Source organism: Pseudomonas sp. YNh, from assembly GCF_037993085.1.
In the GTDB taxonomy this organism is placed as follows: Bacteria; Pseudomonadota; Gammaproteobacteria; order Pseudomonadales; family Pseudomonadaceae; genus Aquipseudomonas; species Aquipseudomonas putida.
Genome location: NZ_JBBMRJ010000009.1, coordinates 111,480 through 130,516 on the forward strand (window position 1 = coordinate 111,480; position 19,037 = coordinate 130,516).

Genomic DNA, 19,037 nt, shown 5'->3' on the forward strand with positions numbered 1-19,037 from the left:
CTAGTCCTGTGCGCGAAGGCCTACGGCCTCGATATTGCGTGCATTACGCTTTGGGTAGCCGCCCCAACCCAGGCGCGCTGCCAGCAGTCGGGTCAGGCCGTAGTGCACCAGCCCGGCCAGCAGGCAGGACGGTAGCGAGGCCGTGGCGAAGGTGAAGAAGTCGGTATGGGCCAGGGTTTGCGGGTTGAACACCACCACGTAGACCGCAAAGCCCGCCACCAGCGCCACCAGTGCGATGGGGTTGAAGCCTTTGCAGTAGCGCAAGGGCGACACGCTCTGTTCGGCGTAGATATGCCGCAGGTTCAGGCGCTGCTTGCGCAGGAAGAAGTAATCGGCGATGCCGATACCGGCCAGGGCGCTGTTGAGGGCGGAGGTCCACACCAGGAATATGAAGAAGCCATCGTAGATCCCCGGCAGCAACACCACGATAACCACCGGAATGATGCAGAACAGCGCGATCAGCACCCCCCACCCCACACTCCGCAGGCGTTCGCCTGCCAGCTGGCGCAAGCCGATCACTGCGGTGTAGAGGATGTTGACCATGCCGGTCAGGTTGGCCAGCGCCAGGAAACTCAAGGCGATGATACCGAAGCCCATGCCACCGGCCAGGCGCATCCACGCCGTGGGGTCGCTGCTGCCCAGGGTGGTGGCCGCGAACAGGCTGACCGACTCACCCAGCGAAGCGGCGCCGAAGATGCCCACCAGGTTGGGCCAGAAGGCCGTACGCTGGTTGCTGCACAGGCGCGACAGGTTGCCGATGTAGGGCCACCACGAAAAGCCCGCAGCAATGTTGATTTCCACTGCGACCATGAAGTTGACGTGCGGGTTCTCGAATGGTGGCTGCAAGGGCGGCATGGCCAGCAGTTCGTCGAGGCTGTAGCGCCGGGAAATGAAGTACATCAGTGCCAGCATGATCAGGATCAGGCTGGGTGCGATCACCGCGCTCAGGCGGCGGATCATCTCCGGCCCGCGCATGGCAACCAGCGCCGCCAGCACAATGGCCAGCAAGGCCCCGGCGGTTACCAGCCAACCGTCTGCGCCGGGCTGGCGCTGTTGCACCAGGGTCTCGAGGTTGTCCAGCGCCCGCCCGCACATCAGCCCCAGCACCGCCAGCCACCCCATGGTCAGCACCACCACCGAGAGGAAGTAGACCAGGCGGCTGCCATTGAGGCCGAACATGCTGCGCAGGAAGGTGAACTGCTCGACGCCGTACTTGCCACAGGGCAGGCAGGTGGACGAGGCAGCAAGCACCACGCCGATGATATTGCCGATGATGATCGCCGCAATCCCTTGCAAGGGCCCGACGAACAGCGCGGTGGCGCCGCCGATCAGGAACACCCAGGTGGCCACCGCCAGCGCCGAGTTGGCGTAGGCAAAGCCCCAGAAGCCCCAGACCCGCTCACCGGGTAGCAAGGGGGTGTCGCCACGTTCCGCACCCAGGCGAAACTCCTGCTCGCGGGAGGCGCTCATGGCTGGCCTCCCAGGTAGTACGCGCCAGCAATCATCACCAGCACCAGCAGGGTAAGTGCAACCACGTCAGCCGCCGTCAAGGCGCCCGGCCACTGCACACGCTTTTCCAACTCCTCGTAGGCGCACAGGCGCCTTTCCAGGTCCTGCGCACGCTCCACATCCACTTGGCTGTTCATCGGCATCACCTCGACAGGTTCTTGTTCTTGAAATTCGATGCTTGATTGAACCTGCGTCGCTCGCCAAACCTCAGCGACGCAGACACGCCCTGAACCTCAGGGCAAGGTGATCCAGACCGCCTTGGTCTCCAGCAGAAACTCCAGTTGTTCCGCGCCCAGGTCCTTGCCATAGCCCGACTGCTTGTAGCCACCGAACGGCATGGCCGGGTCGAGGGTGCTGTGGGCATTGACGTACACGGTACCGGCCCGCAACTGCGGGATCAGCCCGTGCACCCTGCCCAGGTCGTTGGAGTAGATCGCCGCGGCCAGGCCGAACAGCGAGTCGTTGGCCAAGGCCAGGGCCTGCTCCTGGGTATCGAACGGCTGGGTGACCAGCACCGGGCCAAAGATTTCCTCGCTGACAATGCGCATGTCGTTGCGGCAGTGGGCGAAGATCGTCGGCTGCACGTAAAAGCCCGGGCCGTCCAGCGGCTCGCCGCCATAGTGCACCTGCGCGCCTTCGGCCTTGCCCAAAGCGATGTAGTCCAGCACCCGCTGCTGCTGTTGCTGCGACACCATGGGGCTGATGAAACACTCAGGGTCGAGCCCCGGGGCGATCTTCAACGTCGCGGTGTAGCGCGCCAGCGCTTCGAGAAATGCCGGGTAGACACTGCGCTCGATGTAAGCACGGGTACCGGCGTCGCACACTTGCCCGGAATTGAAGAATACGCCGTTGGCCACGGCTTGCGCCGCCGCCTCGATGTCCGCGTCGGCAAACACGATCACCGGCGACTTGCCGCCCAGTTCGAGGGTGAGGCGCTTCATCTGGTCCATCGCCGTCTTGCCCACCGTACAACCCACCGGGGTAGAGCCGGTAAAGCTCAGCTTGTCGATGCCCGGGTGGCAGGTCATCGCCTGGCCGACCACGCTGCCGCGTCCGGTCACGATGTTCACCACCCCGTCGGGGATGCCTGCCGCCTGTACCAGTTCGGCAAAGCGCAGTGCCGACAGCGAGGTCAGCTCCGCCGGTTTGACCACCACGGTGCAGCCGGTGGCCAGCGCTGCGCCCAGTTTCCAGGCCATGGTTTGCAGCGGGAAGTTCCACGGCACGATGGCGCCGACCACCCCTACCGCTTCCTTGCGGGTGTATGCCAGGTAATTGCCGGGTAGCGAAGGCTCGACGGTGCGGCCATGAATCTTGCTGGCCCAACCGGCGAAATAGCGCAGGGTGTCGACCGTGCCCTGAATGTCGACAGCACGCGCCTGCACCACCGACTTGCCCATGTCGATGGCTTCGATCTGCGCCAGTTCGTCGCCGTGGGTTTCGATCAGGTCGGCCAGGCGATGGATCAGGCGTTCGCGCTCCAGCGGTTTCAGCTGGCTCCAGGCGCCACCATCGAACTGCGCACGCGCGGCGCGCACGGCACGGTCAAGGTCATCTGCGGTACCCATGGGGATGCGCGTCAGTACCCCTTCGGTAGAGGGCTCGACCACCTCGGCGCTGCCACCGTCGCTGGCCTCCAGCCAGGCACCCCCGATGAACATGCGCTGCGGCTTGCTGAGAAAGCGTTGGGTCGCCTCGCTAACACCAAAGGCCTGCAAATAGGCTTTTACCTTGTTGTCCACAGTACAGTCTCCGGGTCAGCGAGCTTTGGCGCGCGCGTGGAAAATGAAGCCGATGCTGTTCATCAGCAGTTGGGCGGCAAGGATCGAGGTCATGCCGGTGGGGTCGTAGGCCGGGGCCACTTCGACCAGGTCCATGCCGACAATGCGACCGTGGCTGCGCTTGGCCAGCGCCTGGATGATTTCCAGCACTTCGTAGTAAAGGAACCCGCCATGGCTCGGCGTGCCGGTGCCTGGGGCGATGGAGGGGTCGAAGCCGTCGATGTCGATGGTGATGTAGTAGTTGCGCCCTTCCGGGATTTTCGCCAGCACGCCTTCGCAGCCCAGGCGGCGAACGTCACGTACCGAAAGAATCTGCGAGCCGGCCTCGCGAGCGGCGTCGTAGTCGTCGCGGTTGGATGACGACACGTTGCGGATACCCATCTGGGTCATGCCGACGATGTGATCCAGCTCCGAGGCGCGGCGCAATGGGCTGCCGTGGCCATAGCGCACGCCATGACGCTCGTCGACGAAGTCCAGGTGGGCATCGAAATGCACGATGTGGATCGGCCCATGCCCTTCGAACGCCTTGATGACCGGCGCATGCACCGAATGGTCACCGCCCAGTACCACCGGCATGGCGCCGGCTGCGAGGATCTGCCGGACGGCCGCCTCGATGTTGGCGTTGCTGCTGACCATGTCGGTGTGCACGATGTCGGCATCGCCCACATCGACCATGCGCACCTGGTCTTCGGTCAGGTAGGTGGCGTCATCCTCGAAGTCGTAGGCACCGGCATGGCCGAAGGAAAACAGGGTGGACGCCTCGCGAATGCCACGCGGCCCGAAACGCGCCCCTGAACGCCACTGGGTGCCCATGTCGTTGGGCGCGCCCAAAATCGCCACGTCGGCATCGATAGCCTCCCAGTCGGTGCACACCGGCGCCTTGGCGAACGTGCAATGGCCCACGAAAGGCAGGTTCAGGCGGCCGGACTCATAACCGTGTTTTGCCATGTTCTGGTTTCTCCACTTCTTGTTGTATGTCAGGAGACGGGGCGACTGCTCGACCACCGTTGCAGCCACTATGGCAACCACCGGGGCAGGGAAAAATGCGCAAGTGCAGATACATACATCGCCCTTTCCGATGTATCCGAAGGCGATGCGGGCGGACAACGCCAGGCATTGCAGCGGCCTGGCACTCATGGTTAGCTTGCGCAACAAGAACAATGCACGGGCGCTCATATCAGCACGGGCGATGTGAGGCCCGGCCGGGAGGCTATGGTGATCCAGCTCCACGATGTCGACCTGAAGCTGCTCAGGGTATTCACCACTATCGTCCGGTGCGGCGGCTTTTCTGCGGCGCAGGCGGCACTCAATGCCGGCCAGTCGACCATCAGCGAACAGATGACGCACCTGGAAACCCGTCTGGGGGTCAAGCTGTGCCAACGCGGGCGCAGCGGCTTTCGCCTGACCGAGCAAGGGGTGGCGATCCATGAGGCAACCTTGCGCCTGCTCAGTGCCGTGGAGAGCTTTTGCCTGGACGCCGACGTGCTCAAGCAGCACATCAGCGGCAAGCTCAACCTGGGCATCATCGACTCCACCCTGACCGACCCCGTCTCGCCGCTACCGCGCACCACCCAGCGCTTTGTTTCACGCGGGCACGATGCCCACCTGCACATCTACATCGGTGCCCCGGCGGAACTCGAAGAGCGCGTGCTGGATGGCAGGCTGCACCTGGCCATCGGCCATTTCCCGTTGCGGGTGCCTGGCTTGTCCTACCTGCCGCTGTATGACGAGGCCCTGGGGCTTTACTGTGGCCGGCGCCACCCGTTGTTCGCCAGCAATGCAGCCAACGGCCGGCTGATGGAAGACGTGCGCCAGAGCCGTATCGTGGTGCGTGGCTACATGCAGCAGTACGACCTGGAGCAACTGGGCATCACCAAGGCCGACGCAACGGTGGAGAACATCGAGGCAGCGGCGATCCTGATCATTTCCGGCGCCTACATCGGTTTTTTGCCCGTGCACTTTGCCGAGCAGTGGGTCAAGACGGGCGAAATGCGCCGCCTGGGGGCCAGCACCCTGGACCTCAGCTCACCCTTCGAAGTGGTTACCCGACGCGGAGTGTCGCGCCCGCCCATCCTGCAGGCCTTTCTGGAGGACCTGGCGGCCTGCACCAGCCAGCCCGGGGTGCCATGAGCCGCAGGCTCAGCCGGCGTGGGCCAATTGCACCTGCAAAAACGCCATCAATGCCCCCGCCGCAGGTGACAAGCTGCGCCCCTTGCGGGTGAGCATGCCGATATGCCGCTCGACCTTGGGCTCCACAAGCGGTACGAACGCCAGCTTGTCGTTCTCGTGCGGAAAGGCGAGGTACGGCAGGGTGCTGATCCCCACCCCCTCCTCCAGCATGGCGATCAACGAAATCATGTTGGAGATGAAGAGCCGGCTGTGCGACAGCAAACCCTCGGCCTCGGTGCCTGCCAGCAGTTGCGAGGTACCATTGCGGATCATCGGCACGCCCTGCAACTGCGCCCAGTGCAGCGGATCACCCGCCTGCGCCAACGGGTGGTCGCTACGGCACACCACGCCCACCTGATCGTTCACGATCGGGGCGAATTCAACCTGCTCATCATCCATCCACAGGCTGCTGATGCCGAAATCCACCTGCCCTTGGGCCAGCAACTGCTGCACACGTTCGGCGGTGCCATCCTGAATGCTGACCTGCACGTTCGGGTGTGCGGCCACGAACCGGGCCAGCGGCCCTGGCAGCATGCGGCTGGCCACCGAAGGTACCGTGGCGATGCTGACCTGGCCGATTTCATGCCGGGCAAGCAGCGTGGCTTCACGGGCGATACGGTCATGGTGCTCGATCAAGCCGCGAAACAGCGGCAGGCAATGCTCGCCGAAGGGTGTCAGCTCTACCCGTCCCCCGCCCTTCTCGACCAATGCCTGGCCCAGCTTCTGCTCCAGTTCACGCACGGCCAGGGATATCGCCGGCTGGGTGCGAAAGGCCTGGCGGGCGGCGGCATGGAAGCTCTTGAGTTCGGCGACCAGTACGAAGTAGCGCAATTGGGCGATCTTCAGCTCGGGCAACATGGTTAGCATTCCTTATCAAAGCATTTTTTTTATTAATTTTTATTTGCTGCATATTGCTCGCATGATGAATGCCATGCAACCAGAGGCGTTCATCCATGTCACACAAGACCTACAACAACTACATTGATGGCCAGTGGTGCGAAGGCCACACCACCCTGGGCAACTACAGCCCCTCGGACACCGGCGACCTGATCGGCCAGTACCATCAGGCCAGCGCCGAACAGGCCCGCCAGGCCATCCAGGCCGCCCGCGCCGCACAACCGCAGTGGGCCGCCAGCGGCCTGGAAGCCCGTCAGCAAATCCTGATGGCCATTGGCGACGAACTGATTGCCCGCAAGGAAGAGCTCGGCGAACTGCTCTCGCGAGAAGAAGGCAAGCCCCTGGCCGAAGGTATCGGCGAGGTCAACCGCAGCGGCCAGTTCTTCCATTACTACGCCGCCGAAGTACTGCGCCAGATGGGCGAGACCGCCGCCTCGGTGCGCGCCGGGGTCGACATCGAAGTGCATCGCGAACCGGTGGGTGTGGTGGGCATCATCACCCCATGGAACTTCCCCATGGCCACCGCCGCCTGGAAAATCGCCCCGGCCCTGGCCTTCGGCAACGCCGTGGTGTTCAAGCCGGCCAACCTGGTGCCGGCCAGTGCCTGGGCACTCACCGAGATCATCAGCCGACAGGGCTTGCCCAACGGCACCTTCAACCTGGTGATGGGCAGCGGCGCCGACGTCGGCGAAGCCCTGGTGCAGTCCGCCGACATCGATGCCCTGACGTTCACCGGTTCGCTGCAGACTGGCCGGCGCGTGGCGGTCGCCACCGCAGGTAACCTGGTGCGCTGCCAGCTGGAAATGGGCAGCAAGAATGCCTTGGTGGTCATGGATGACGCCGACCTTGAACTGGCCGTGGAATGCGCGCTCAACGGTGCCTTCTTCGGCACCGGGCAGAAGTGCACGGCTTCGTCACGGCTGATTGTCTGCGACGCCATCCACGACCGCTTCGTCGAAGCCCTGCGCCTGCGCATGCGCCAGCTCAAGGTCGGCCATGCCCTGGAGGCCGGCGTGCAGATCGGCCCGGTGGCCGACGCGCGCCAGCTGGAGCAGAACCTGGCCTACCTGCAGTTGGCCCAGGCCGAAGGCGCCACCCTTATCGAAGGTGGCGAACGCCTGCAACTGGAGAGCGACGGCTACTACATGCGCCCGGCGCTGTTCATCAACAGCCGCAACGACATGCGCATCAACCGGGAGGAAGTGTTCGGCCCCATCGCCTGCGTGATCCGCGTACGCGACTTCGAAGAGGCACTGGCCACGCTCAACGACACCGAATACGGCCTCACTGCCGGCATCATCACCCAGTCGCTGCGCCACGCCAGCCACTTCAAGCGCCGCGCCCAGACCGGCTGCGTAATGGTCAACCTGCCCACCGCCGGCACCGACTACCACGTGCCGTTCGGTGGCCGCAAAGCCTCAAGTTTCGGCCCACGGGAACAGGGCCAGTACGCCCGTGACTTCTACACCGTGGTCAAGACCACCTACCTGCGGCCCTGAAGGAGTACACGCCATGCACGACCTCTTGATGATCGACGGCCTGCAGTACTCCAACTGGAGCCCGGAAATATTCCAGCAGATGCAGGCCGGTGGCCTGAGCGCGGTGCACGCCACCATCGCCTACCACGAGAACGCCCGCGAAACCCTGTCGCGCCTGGGCGAATGGAACCGCCGCTTCGAGACCTGGCCTGAGCTGATCCGCCCGGTGCGCACGGCCAGCGACATCCGCCTGGCGCACGAGGAAGGCCGGGTGGGGATTTTCTTCGGCTTCCAGAACTGCTCGCCGATCGAGGACGACATCGCCCTGGTGGAAGTCTTCCGCCAGCTCGGGGTGTTCGTCATGCAGCTGACCTACAACAACCAAAGCCTGCTGGCCAGCGGCTGCTATGAGCGCGAAGACAACGGCATCAGCCGCTTTGGCCGCCAGGTGATCGCCGAAATGAACCGCGTCGGCATGCTCATCGACATGTCCCACAGCGCTGAACGCAGCACCCTGGAGGCCATCGAGCTGTCGAGCCGACCGGTGATCATCTCCCACGCCAACCCGGCCAGCTTCCACGCCGCCAAACGCAACAAGTCCGATGCGGTGCTGCGCGGGATCGCAGCATCAGGCGGGCTACTGGGCTTCAGCACCTACCCGTTTCACCTCAAGGGTGCCTCGGGCTGCAGCCTGGAAAGCTTCTGCGACATGGTCGCGCGCACCGCCGACCTGATGGGCGTGGAGCATATCGGCATCGGCACCGACCTGTGCCAGGCGCAACCGCTGGCCGTGCTGGAATGGATGCGCAATGGCCGCTGGAGCAAGGACAAGGACTACGGCGAAGGCTCCAAGGATAACGCCAACTGGCCAGCGCCCTTGCAGTGGTTCCGCGACAGCCGTGACTTCGGCAACATCGCCCAGGGCCTGCGCGCCCGTGGCTTTGCCGAACAGGATGTGGCCAACATCATGGGCCTGAACTGGTTGCGCCTGCTGGAGACTGCCACCACGGCGCAGGCCTGAGCCCCTTGCACGGACAGCATCCACAATAACAACAATCGCAGGTTCCGGAGGCTTCATGAAAAACCCAACCACCCTGCAGGCTGAAGGCCAGGCCATGGGCCTGCCAATGGCACGCGACATCGACTGGCCGCTGTTCGTGATCAGCGGCGGGTTCCTCGGCGCCTTCCTCCTGGCGGCACTGATCGACATCGACAGCGTGTCGGCGCTGGTCAACACCCTGTTCGCCTGGTCGACCAGGTTCTTTGGCCTCTACTGGCAAGTGCTGATGCTGGCAACCTTCGCCGTCAGCCTGTTCATCGGTTTTTCCAGATGCGGACGCGTACGCCTGGGCGGCGTCACCCAGCGCCCGGACATCAGCACCTTCAACTGGATCGCGGTGATCATGTGCGCCCTGCTGGCAGGTGGCGGCGCCTTCTGGGCCGCTGCCGAACCCATGATGCACTTTGCCAGCCCGCCCCCCCTATTCGCCGGCCTGCAGCCGCACAGCGAAGCGGCGGCCACCGCGGCACTGGCGCAATCGTTCGTGCACTGGGGCTTTCTGGCCTGGGCCGTGCTGGGCAGCCTGCTGGCAATCGTGCTGATGCACCTGCACTACGACAAAGGCCTGCCACTGGCGCCGCGCACCCTGCTTTACCCGCTGTTCGGCGAGCGGGCGCTCAAAGGGCCGATCGGCACCCTGGCCGACGCCACCTCGATCATCGCCGTGGTCGCCGGCACCATCGGCCCGATCGGCTTCCTCGGCCTGCAGATCAGCAGCGCCATGCATGCGGTGTGGGGCTTGCCCAACGATATCGTCACCCAGTCGCTGACCATCGTCCTGGTCACGGCCATGTACACCGTCTCGTGCCTGGTGGGCCTCAAAGGCATCCGTTTTGTCAGCGAGATCAACGTCTGGCTGATGATCGGCCTGGCGCTGTTCATGGTGGTGTTCGGGCCGACGCTGTTCATCCTCGGCGGCTTCCCGGCGGCTTTTGCCCTGCATGTGGAGCACTTCATCCCGATGGCGATGTTCCGCGCCGACCCCAAGTGGCTGGACTGGTGGACGGTGTTCTACTGGGGCTGGTTTATTGGCTACGCGCCGATGGTGGCACTGTACGTCGCGCGGATCTCGCGGGGCCGAACCATTCGCGAGATCATCATGACACTGTCGATCATCGCGCCGCTGGTAACCATGTTCTGGTTCACCGTGGTGGGCGGCACCGGTATCGGCCTGGAGCTACAAACGCCTGGCATCGTCACCGCCCACGGCACCCAGCCCGAGGACCTGCTGCTGGGGGTGACGCAGAACCTGCCACTGGGTGGCCTGATCAGCGCGCTGTTCCTGTTCCTGAGCTTCATCTCGGTGGCCACCAATGGCGATGCCATGGCCTTCACCGTGGCGCTGGCGATGTCCAGCAACGATAAACCGAAAAAATGGCTGTGCGGTTTCTGGGCCATCGGCATGGGCCTGGCAGCGGTGGTGCTGATCACCATCGGCGCTGGCGGCGTGACGGCCCTGCAGTCCTTTATTGTCATTACCGCGGTGCCGGTGTCGCTGGTGATCCTGCCAGCCTTGTGGGATGCAGTGCGCATCGCCCGGCACATGGCCCGCGAACAAGGCGTCTGAACATGATCCATCCAGGTACAACAACAATGCCCAACACCGTGCCTGCAATACCCGCGATGCGCCCTGCCAGCCAGGTCATGGACCTGGCCCGGCTGGGCAGCCACTTCCAGAGCCCGCTGAGCTTCGTGCGCAGCAGCATGCGGCGGATGATGCAGCAGCACTGGCACATCCAGCGCAGCTGCTTCGACCTGGACGGCCAAGGCTTCGGCACCGCGATCTACCGCATCGACACGCCGAATGGCCATTACCAATGCGTGATCTTCTCGGCCTACCTGCCGCCGGAAAAGCGCAGCGACCGGGTCATCGCCGACCAGTGGGACGTCACCTTCGTGCTGGTGAAGGGTGATGTCGATGCCGGGCAACTGGCCGACCTGCAGCGTAACGTGCCGCTGCAGGAGGCTGGCCGCTTCGATGCCCGCGTGCTGGTACTATCACGGGCCAACCGTAGCTTGCGCAATTTCGACCGGTTCCTGGCGGCGCTGGCGGAGGGGCAACAGCCCGACCCAAGCCAGTTGGCCGAGGTCGGCTACCTGTATCGCACCACGGCAGTGTACGGCAATGGCAAGTTCGGCATCGCCGACTTTGGCTGCCTGCAGGACAACCCGGACTTCAACCAGCCGTTCAGCGCGCAGATGTTCACGGTCTACTTGCTGCGCCACTTCAGCATCGAGCAGATCAACCACATGGCCCAGGCGCTAGACCCGCAGCGGGCAGTGCAACTGGCGCCGGCCCTGCAGCGCTACCTGGGGGTCGGCAACGCGACCGGGTTGGGCATGGCCCCGTTCCTGATCAACCACCCGCAACTGGTGGAACGCTGGATCAGCACCCGGGAAACCGCCCTGGCCCTGGTGTTGGCGCAGCCGGCCGACCCTGACCGGTTGGTGCGCCTGCAGGCACTGCTGGCACGCGCCCGCCTGCATTTGCAACAGTCCCGGACCGAAGACCAGCGCCAGCATGAGCAGAACCTGCAAACCTTGGCCGAGCTTGCTTTACTGACCACCTGGCTTGGCGCACAAGCCACCGGCGCGGGCCTTTGGTCGCGCCTGCTGGCCTGGGCTGAGGCACAGGCGGGGGTGGGCTGCCAGGAACTGCTGGCAAGCCTGCTGCTGGAGCTGTACCCCGAGCAGGTCACGCCACTGGCCGAGCACATGGGTGTCAACGAAAGCTGGCAGCTGGACGCGCAGATGCCACTTGGGCAACTGCGCCAGCTCATCGAGCAGCAGTACGGCTGGGCGCTGGGCTACGACTTCAGTGCCGTGGATGCCGAGCACTTCTTCTGGTACCGCTCGGCCGAAAAAGAGGAGCCGCGCCTGGGCATGCGCGCCGAGGAACCGGGGGCCGAAAAAGAAATGCAGCTGGGCATTGCCCGCAATATCCAGCAGTGCCACGCCGCACTGCTGCAACACCTGCAGCTACAGCCCCAGGCGTTGACCGCGCACTTCCTGATCGCCCAACCGGCGTTCAAAGGCACGGTGCGCCGCCTGCAAGGCATGGCACAGACAACCTACGGTGAAATCCGCGCCAACCTGCTGGCCCGGGACATGCTGCCGATTCACCTGCTGCGCTGCAAACTGGCGTTTTTCGGCGCGGGCAAGTTCGACCCCAAGTCCAGCCGCTGGGTGCGTATCACGCTGTTCCAGGGCGCACCACTGGTCAGCGACATCGGCCAACCGTTCGCAGACGACTGGAATTTCGCGGTCATGCCGCAAGGGGAGCGTTGACCATGCGTGTGTCGCTTAACGAAATACAGGTGATGTGCCGCAAGGCTTTCGAAGGCATGGGCTTCGCCCCCGGCGACTGCGAGGATGCCGCCGAGCTGGTGGGCTGGCTGCAATTGCAAGGGCTGGATGGCGTGGGTGCCCTGGAAAAGGCCCTGCTCTACCTGCAAGCCGAAGCCGCCCAGCCGTACGCCTTGAGCCACGAAGATCACGCCCTGCTGGTGATCGACGCCAAGGGCCAGAGCGTGTTGCGCTGCGCCGCAACGGTGGTGGAACTGGCAGCCGCCAAGGCCATGCGCCGTGGTCAGGCCGAGCTGCGCATCCACCACTGCCACAACCGCTTGCTGCTGCTGGGTTACCTGAGCCGGGCAGCTGTGCAGGGGCTGCACGTGCAAGCTCGCTGGGAGGACGCCCGTCAGTGCCATCTGGCCGACTTTACTGCCGGCATTCAGCGCCCGGCACTGCGCAGTGAAGCCCGGCCCGGCACCATTGACGCGGCCGAGCAAAGCGTCACGGTGCTGTTCAGCCGGCCTGGCCAGACCGCAACGGCGCCAGCCAACACGCAGAGCACCTTGCATCAGGGCTTTACAGTCAACGAACACACCTGGCAACGGCTCAAGCAGCTGGCCGAACACATCCTCGTCGAAAGCACCGATGCCTCGCGCCGCCACGGCGCAGGCGGCGGCAGCGATGCTGACTGAAGCCGCTCATCACTCAGGAAACCAACGTATGAAACATGCAATCAAGACCGAGCTGTTCGCCTCCAGGGCCCCCCTGGAATGGGCGGTAGTCGGCAACGGTACGCTGTACACCGCCCAGATCCCCATCGACGCACAGGGCCAGGTGGTTGCTGGCGGCATCGAGGCGCAGGCCCGCCAGACACTGGACAACCTGCGCCATACCCTGGAAGCCGCCGGCAGTTCGCTGGATGCCGTGACCCAGGTGCTGATCTACGTGACCGACCGCCAATACCTGGCCACCGTCAACAGCCTGTATGCCGACTACTTCCAGGCCCCCTACCCTAACCGCGCGGCAATCGTAGTGGCGGGGTTGGCACGCGAAGAAATGCTGGTGGAGCTGGTGGTGTACGCCTGCCTTTGAGGGCCTTGAGGCGCTCGCCTGGGGGTTTTCAGCGCCTGTGTGATCGAGCGCCGCGCGCGCGGCGCTCGATATACGCACCACATCAACCCCAAGACATGCCCCCGGAAGACTTCACTGATTCCCCCGCCAGGCACGGCCTGTGCCCCATCTCGGTTCAAAACCCTCACCCTGATTAAAACCGCCCTTATTTGATGCATCGGCCAAAGCCACCCGATAGCGCCGGTCGGCCATGCCCCTCGCATTTCCCGCATTCCCGGCACTGCCAAGCGTGTTCGGCACTTTCATTGCAAAGGCTGTTTGTGCCCAACGCACAGCCAATCAATCGCAACCGAGGCTTACGCCAGACACAGCATCCCCTGACCCGAGCAAGGCAGCACCCTGAAAAACGCAGATGAATCGCAATAAAGCTGCCGGCGACGGCGGCAAGGAGTGGGTATGTCCCGGGCTTTTTTCAATGAAATGTACGAAGCGAACGGCAGTTGCCGCCCGCATTACCAGGAGTTCGCCCGCTGGCTGGCCAACACCCCGCTGGAGCTGCTGGAACAGCGCCGGCGCGAGGCCGACCTGCTGTTTCACCGTGCAGGCATCACCTTCACTTTGTACGGCGATAGCCAGGACACCGAGCGCCTGATCCCCTTCGATATCATCCCGCGCAGCATCCGCGCCAGCGAGTGGCGCACGGTCGAGCGTGGCTGTATCCAGCGGGTGCAGGCCCTTAACCTGTTCCTGCAGGACATCTACCACGACCAGCGCATCCTCAAGGCCGGCATCATTCCGCCTGAGCAGGTACTGGCCAACGAGGGCTACCAGATCGCCATGCAGGGCCTGGACCTGCACCGTGGGCTGTATGCCCATATCGCCGGTGTCGACCTGGTGCGTGACGGCGATGGCAGCTACTTCGTGCTGGAAGACAACCTGCGTACCCCCAGCGGCGTCAGCTACATGCTCGAAGACCGCAAGATGATGATGCGCCTGTTCCCCGAACTGTTTGCCGCCCAGCGTATCGCGCCCATCGACCACTATCCAAATCTGCTGCTGGACACGCTCAAGAGCGCCAGCCCGCTGGATAACCCCACTGCCGTGCTGCTCACCCCGGGCCGTTTCAACAGCGCCTACTTCGAGCACGCCTTCCTGGCCCGGGAAATGGGCATCGAGCTGGTCGAAGGCGCAGACCTGTTCGTGCGTGACGAGCATGTCTACATGCGCACCACGGCCGGCCCCCAGCAGGTGGACGTGATCTACCGCCGGCTGGACGACGACTACCTCGACCCGCTGTCCTTCAACCCTGACTCGACGCTGGGCGTACCGGGGCTTATCTCGGTTTACCGCGCCGGCAATGTGGTGCTGGCCAACGCCGTCGGCACGGGCGTGGCCGACGACAAGTCGATCTACCCGTATGTGGACGACATGATCCGTTTCTACCTGAGCGAAGAGCCGATCCTCAACAACGTGCCCACCTGGCAGTGCCGCAAACCCGCAGACCTGTCCCATGTCCTGGCCCACCTGCCCGAGCTGGTGGTCAAGGAAACCCAGGGCTCCGGCGGCTATGGCATGTTGGTGGGGCCGGCATCGACCAGCGCCCAGATCGAGGATTTCCGGGCGCGTATCAAAGCCCGCCCGCACGCCTATATCGCGCAACCCACCTTGTGCCTGTCGACCTGCCCCACCTTCGTCGACAGCGGCATCGCGCCGCGCCACATCGACTTGCGCCCGTTCGTGCTATCGGGCAGTGAAACGCGCCTGGTGCCTGGCGGCCTGACCCGCGTGGCCTTGCAGGAAGGCTCGCTGGTGGTCAACTCGTCGCAGGGCGGCGGTACCAAGGACACCTGGGTGGTAGAGGACTGAACCATGCTTTCGCGAACCGCTTCCGACTTGTACTGGATGTCCCGCTACCTGGAACGTGCAGAAAACCTCGCACGCATGCTCGAGGTCAGCTATTCGCTGTCGCTGATGCCCCAGGCCGGGCGCAGCGACGGCCATGCCGAACTGGCGATGTCGCTGCTGGCCTCGGGCACGCTGGACGACTACATCCGCCGGCACACCGAGCTCGACACCGAGCGCATGCTGCACTTTTTTGCCCTGGACGCGACCAACCCCAGCAGCATCTATTGCTGCCTGCAGGCCGCCAGGACCAATGCCCATGCAGTGCGCGGCCGGATCACCGCCGACATGTGGGAGAACATCAACGCCACCTGGATCGAAATGCGCAACATCGCCAGCAATGGCCTTGGCCGCTATGGCATCAGCCAGTTCTGCGACTGGGTCAAGGAACGCTCGCACCTGTTCCGCGGTGCCACCTCCGGCACCATCATGCGCAACGATGCCTACAGTTTCATCCGCCTGGGCACCTTCCTGGAGCGGGCAGACAACACCCTGCGCCTGCTCGATGCGCGCTACGAAATGTTCGGTGAGGCCTCCGAAGAGGTCAGCGACAGCTCCGCCCGCGGCTATTACCAGTGGAGCGCCCTGCTGCGCGCGCTTACCTCGTATGAAGCCTTCAACGAAATCTATCGCGGCGCACCCAGCGCCCGGCCGGTGTCCGAGCTGCTGCTGTTGCGGGTGGACGTGCCACGCTCGCTGCATGCCTGCATCGAGGAACTGGACCTGATCCTGGCCGGCCTGCCGGGCAACAGCGGCCGCGCCGCCCAGCGCATGGCCGCCGAACTGAACGCGCGCCTGCGCTACACCGCCATCGACGAAATACTCGACGCCGGGTTGCACCCGTGGCTGAGCGACTTCATTGGCCGCGTCAACCAATTGGGCCAGGCCGTCCACCACTCCTACCTGGAGGTCGTATGAAACTGTCCATCCGCCACGACACCACCTACAGCTACGCCAGCGACGTGAGCAACAGCATCCAGTTCCTGCGCCTGACGCCGCGCAGCAGCGAACGCCAGCGCATCAATGACTGGCAACTGGACCTGCCCTGCAAGGTCAAGGGCCAGATCGACCCCTATGGCAACATCCTGCATGTGCTGACCCTGGACAAACCCCATGGTCACCTGGCACTGACCGCCCGCGGCCAGGTCGAGATCGACCCGGACTGCGAACACGAAGCCGAGGGCCAGTCACCCCTGCCGTTCCTGCGCGGCAGCCACCTGACCCTGGCCGACGACGCCCTGGTTGCTTTCGCCGCCCGGCAATGTGGCAGCCACCGCGACCGGGCAGCGCTGATCGGGCTGATGCAAGGCCTGGCCGAGCACATGCCCTACAGCCCCGGCGCCACCTCGGTGGGCACCACGGCCATCGAAGCGTTCAGGGGTGGCGCCGGCGTGTGCCAGGACCACACCCACGCCTTCCTGGCCTGCGCCCGCAGCCTGGGGGTGCCGGCACGCTATGTGTCCGGTTACCTGTGCACCGAGGACGAACAGCACCTGGCCAGCCATGCCTGGGCCGAGGCCTGGGTCGACGACGCCTGGTACAGCTTCGACATCACCAACCGCCTGACCCGGCCAGAACGTCACCTGAAGCTGGCGGTCGGCCTGGACTACCTGGACGCCTGCCCGGTCAGGGGCGTACGCCGCGGTGGTGGCGCCGAAGCCATGCAGGCCAGCGTCCACGTACATCGCCAGTGACGGGTTTGCTGCAGGCCGGTCTTGCCGCACGGTGCGGCAAGACCACTCCACTCGCAACACAAGGGAAACCGCATGACTTACTGCGTCGCCATGCACCTGGAGGCCGGGCTTGTCTTCATCAGCGACTCACGCACCAACGCCGGCATCGACCAGATCTCCACCTTTGCCAAGTTGTTCGTTTTCAGCCTGCCGGGCGAGCGGCTGATCGTGCTGCAGACCGCCGGCAACCTGGCAACCTCGCAGTCGGTGGTGAACCTGCTGCGCCAGCGTACCCAGGGCAGCGGCCCTCATCTGCTGAACGTTGCCACGCTCTACGACGCTACGGTGCTGGTTGCCGACACCCTGCGCGAAGTGGTCAGCCGTGACCGCAGCAAGCTTACTGCCGACGTCGACCTGAGCAGTTCATTCATTGTTGGCGGCCAGATAGCCGGCGGGCCCATGGCCATCTACAACGTCTACGCACAAGGCAATTTCTTCCAGGCCACGCCGGATACCCCGTTCCTGCAACTGGGCGAAAGCAAGTACGGCCGGCCAATCCTCGACCGCAACCTGGACTACCGCACCCCGCTCGATGAAGCGCTGCGCTGCGGCCTGATTTCGTTCGACTCCACCATCCGCAGCAACCTGTCGGTGGGTATGCCGCTGGACTTGCTGGTGTACCGCAACAACACCCTGGAAAGCATGACGCGCCAGCGCATCACCAGCGACGATGCCTATTACCAGCAGATTCGCAGACAGTGGAGTGACGGTCTGAAAACCCTGCTGGCCGAACTGCCAGCGCCGCCCTATGGCTGAATGAGCGAACACCCCGCAATCTCTGCTGCCTGTACCGGCCTCTTCGCGGGTAAACCCGCTCCCACAGGTATTGTGCAAATCCTCAAGATTGTGATGATCCTGTGGGAGCGGGTTTACCCGCGAAGAGGCCAGCACAGGCGACATGTCAATGAAGCCAGAGTGCAAAACTGCGGGCTCAGTAGACAGGTTTCAATGGGAAAGCCACGCGGGTTATCCTGCCCCCCTCACCCCTGTCACGAGACTGTCATGTCGTCCGCTGCCACACCGGTGCAAACCCACCGCGCCGACCAAGACTCGCGCAATGCCGCCCAGGTGCTCAGCCTGTGCCTGCCCAGTGACGTACTGCTCTACCTGCTACTGCCGATGTACGCAGCCGATTTTGGCGTGACCCTGGCCGAGGCTGGCATTCTGCTGGCGGCCAACCGCCTGGTGCGCATCATCGGCTACGGCTGGGTAGTGCGTTTCTATGCCCGCCACGGTGACCGCGCGGCCTGCAGCCTCGCCGCCTTCGCCGCCGCCGTGTGTGCACTGGGCAACGCGGTGCTGACCGGTTTCGCCGCGCTGCTGGTGCTGCGCCTGGTCTGGGGCCTGTGCTTCGCCACCTTCAACCTCAGCACCCAGACCCTCGCCACCGCTGAAGCACAAGGCGCGGCGCGGCGTGCCGGGCGTTCGCGGGCGAGCATTTCCATCGGGCCAATGCTGGCCTTGCCGCTGGGTGCGCTGATGGCCCAGGCCTACGGCCCGCGCAGTGTGTTCTTCGTGCTCTGCATCAGTGCCCTGTTCGGGCTGTGGCGTGCACGTGCCCTGCCCAGCACCGGCCACCCGGTCGCCAGCCGAGGTGGCCGGCGCCTGCGCCTGCCAGACAGCATTGCCACGTGGTCCTTCATCGAAGGGGTAGCCCTGGACGGCCTGTTCATCTTTGGCCTTTCGCTTTACGCACAAACCCACCTGGGTGAGTCCGGAGTGCTGGCAGCGGGTGTGCTGATGGCGGTGCGCTACCTCAGCGAAATGCTCTTCAGCCCCTTCGGTGGGCGCCTGGCCGACCGCTTCGGGCCGCTGCGCATGCTGGTGGTGCTGTCACTGGCCACGTCGGTGGCGCTGCTGCTGTTTGGCAGCCACTGGCTGTTCATCGGCGCCTTCTTCGTGCTGGTGCTGCGTGCCCTGCAACTGCCGCTGGTGATGACACTGGTCGCCCTGCGCAACCCGCAACAACGCATCCAGGCCCTGGCCGGCAATGCCATATGGCGCGACATCGGCGCTGGGCTCGGGCCGATGCTTGCGGGGGTATTGCTGCCGCAGGTACCGGCGATCTGGGCCTATGCCGGGGCGGCAGTGGCGGTTGCCGTGGCAGCCTTGAACTGTGCCTGGTCGGCGCGGAATTGAGCGC

Annotated in this window: 17 protein-coding genes; 12 read left to right on the plus strand and 5 right to left on the minus strand. The window is 64.4% G+C overall.

What is annotated here, in order from left to right:
* From WF331_RS11950 to speB, 4 genes are all read right to left on the minus strand, one after another.
* Positions 1-1,470, minus strand: a complete 1,470-nt coding sequence (locus WF331_RS11950; protein WP_284397684.1) for a cytosine permease — start codon at positions 1,468-1,470, stop codon at positions 1-3.
* Entirely contained in the window at positions 1,467-1,646 is a 180-nt protein-coding gene (locus tag WF331_RS11955; protein WP_016500197.1) for a hypothetical protein, read from the minus strand. Before WF331_RS11955 ends, WF331_RS11950 begins: the two co-directional genes overlap by 4 nt.
* A 96-nt stretch (positions 1,647-1,742) precedes the next feature.
* On the minus strand, positions 1,743-3,251 hold the full coding sequence (locus tag WF331_RS11960) for an aldehyde dehydrogenase family protein (protein WP_059396065.1): 1,509 nt from the start codon (positions 3,249-3,251) through the stop codon (positions 1,743-1,745).
* A gap of 15 nt (positions 3,252-3,266) precedes the next feature.
* Positions 3,267-4,238, minus strand: a complete 972-nt coding sequence (speB, locus tag WF331_RS11965) for an agmatinase (protein ID WP_016486208.1) — start codon at positions 4,236-4,238, stop codon at positions 3,267-3,269.
* A gap of 267 nt (positions 4,239-4,505) precedes the next feature.
* On the opposite strand from speB, the gene WF331_RS11970 reads away from it, so the two are divergent.
* Positions 4,506-5,420 carry a LysR family transcriptional regulator gene (locus tag WF331_RS11970; protein WP_041168071.1) on the plus strand — a complete coding sequence of 305 codons (915 nt, stop codon included), beginning with the start codon at positions 4,506-4,508 and terminating at the stop codon, positions 5,418-5,420.
* Positions 5,421-5,429: 9 nt separating this feature from the next.
* Here the strand turns inward: WF331_RS11970 and WF331_RS11975 are convergent, their stop codons facing one another.
* Complete coding sequence (locus tag WF331_RS11975) at positions 5,430-6,317, minus strand: LysR substrate-binding domain-containing protein (protein WP_016500200.1); 888 nt, start codon at positions 6,315-6,317, stop codon at positions 5,430-5,432.
* Between the two features lie 95 nt (positions 6,318-6,412).
* On the opposite strand from WF331_RS11975, the gene WF331_RS11980 reads away from it, so the two are divergent.
* The 11 genes from WF331_RS11980 to WF331_RS12030 all read left to right on the plus strand — a co-directional run bounded on the left by WF331_RS11980 (position 6,413) and on the right by WF331_RS12030 (position 19,033).
* On the plus strand, positions 6,413-7,855 hold the full coding sequence (locus WF331_RS11980) for an aldehyde dehydrogenase family protein (protein WP_059396063.1): 1,443 nt from the start codon (positions 6,413-6,415) through the stop codon (positions 7,853-7,855).
* A gap of 13 nt (positions 7,856-7,868) precedes the next feature.
* Positions 7,869-8,855: a dipeptidase gene (locus WF331_RS11985; protein WP_016500202.1), complete on the plus strand. Its 987-nt coding sequence runs from the start codon at positions 7,869-7,871 to the stop codon at positions 8,853-8,855.
* A 55-nt stretch (positions 8,856-8,910) separates the two neighbouring features.
* The gene (locus WF331_RS11990) at positions 8,911-10,461 is read left to right on the plus strand and encodes a BCCT family transporter (protein WP_016500203.1); all 1,551 of its coding nucleotides are present in this window, start codon (positions 8,911-8,913) and stop codon (positions 10,459-10,461) included.
* A 26-nt stretch (positions 10,462-10,487) separates the two neighbouring features.
* The gene (locus tag WF331_RS11995; RefSeq protein ID WP_340622949.1) at positions 10,488-12,182 is read left to right on the plus strand and encodes a hypothetical protein; all 1,695 of its coding nucleotides are present in this window, start codon (positions 10,488-10,490) and stop codon (positions 12,180-12,182) included.
* A 2-nt stretch (positions 12,183-12,184) separates the two neighbouring features.
* The gene (locus WF331_RS12000) at positions 12,185-12,880 is read left to right on the plus strand and encodes a DUF3726 domain-containing protein (RefSeq protein WP_016500205.1); all 696 of its coding nucleotides are present in this window, start codon (positions 12,185-12,187) and stop codon (positions 12,878-12,880) included.
* 28 nt (positions 12,881-12,908) lie between these two features.
* Positions 12,909-13,280 carry a RidA family protein gene (locus WF331_RS12005; protein ID WP_028613671.1) on the plus strand — a complete coding sequence of 124 codons (372 nt, stop codon included), beginning with the start codon at positions 12,909-12,911 and terminating at the stop codon, positions 13,278-13,280.
* Positions 13,281-13,715: 435 nt separating this feature from the next.
* Entirely contained in the window at positions 13,716-15,125 is a 1,410-nt protein-coding gene (locus WF331_RS12010; RefSeq protein ID WP_016486198.1) for a circularly permuted type 2 ATP-grasp protein, read from the plus strand.
* A 3-nt stretch (positions 15,126-15,128) separates the two neighbouring features.
* Positions 15,129-16,079, plus strand: coding sequence for an alpha-E domain-containing protein (locus tag WF331_RS12015; protein ID WP_016500207.1), 951 nt, complete (start codon positions 15,129-15,131; stop codon positions 16,077-16,079).
* Positions 16,076-16,855 (plus strand): transglutaminase family protein, encoded by a 780-nt coding sequence (locus WF331_RS12020; protein WP_016500208.1) that lies wholly within the window; start codon positions 16,076-16,078, stop codon positions 16,853-16,855. The genes WF331_RS12015 and WF331_RS12020 overlap by 4 nt, the downstream gene beginning before the upstream one ends.
* Positions 16,856-16,927: 72 nt before the next feature.
* Positions 16,928-17,650: a hypothetical protein gene (locus WF331_RS12025; protein ID WP_016500209.1), complete on the plus strand. Its 723-nt coding sequence runs from the start codon at positions 16,928-16,930 to the stop codon at positions 17,648-17,650.
* A 246-nt stretch (positions 17,651-17,896) separates the two neighbouring features.
* A complete protein-coding gene (locus WF331_RS12030) occupies positions 17,897-19,033 on the plus strand; it encodes an MFS transporter (protein WP_016500210.1) in 1,137 nt (378 codons plus the stop codon).
* The last annotated feature ends 4 nt before the right edge of the window (positions 19,034-19,037 follow it).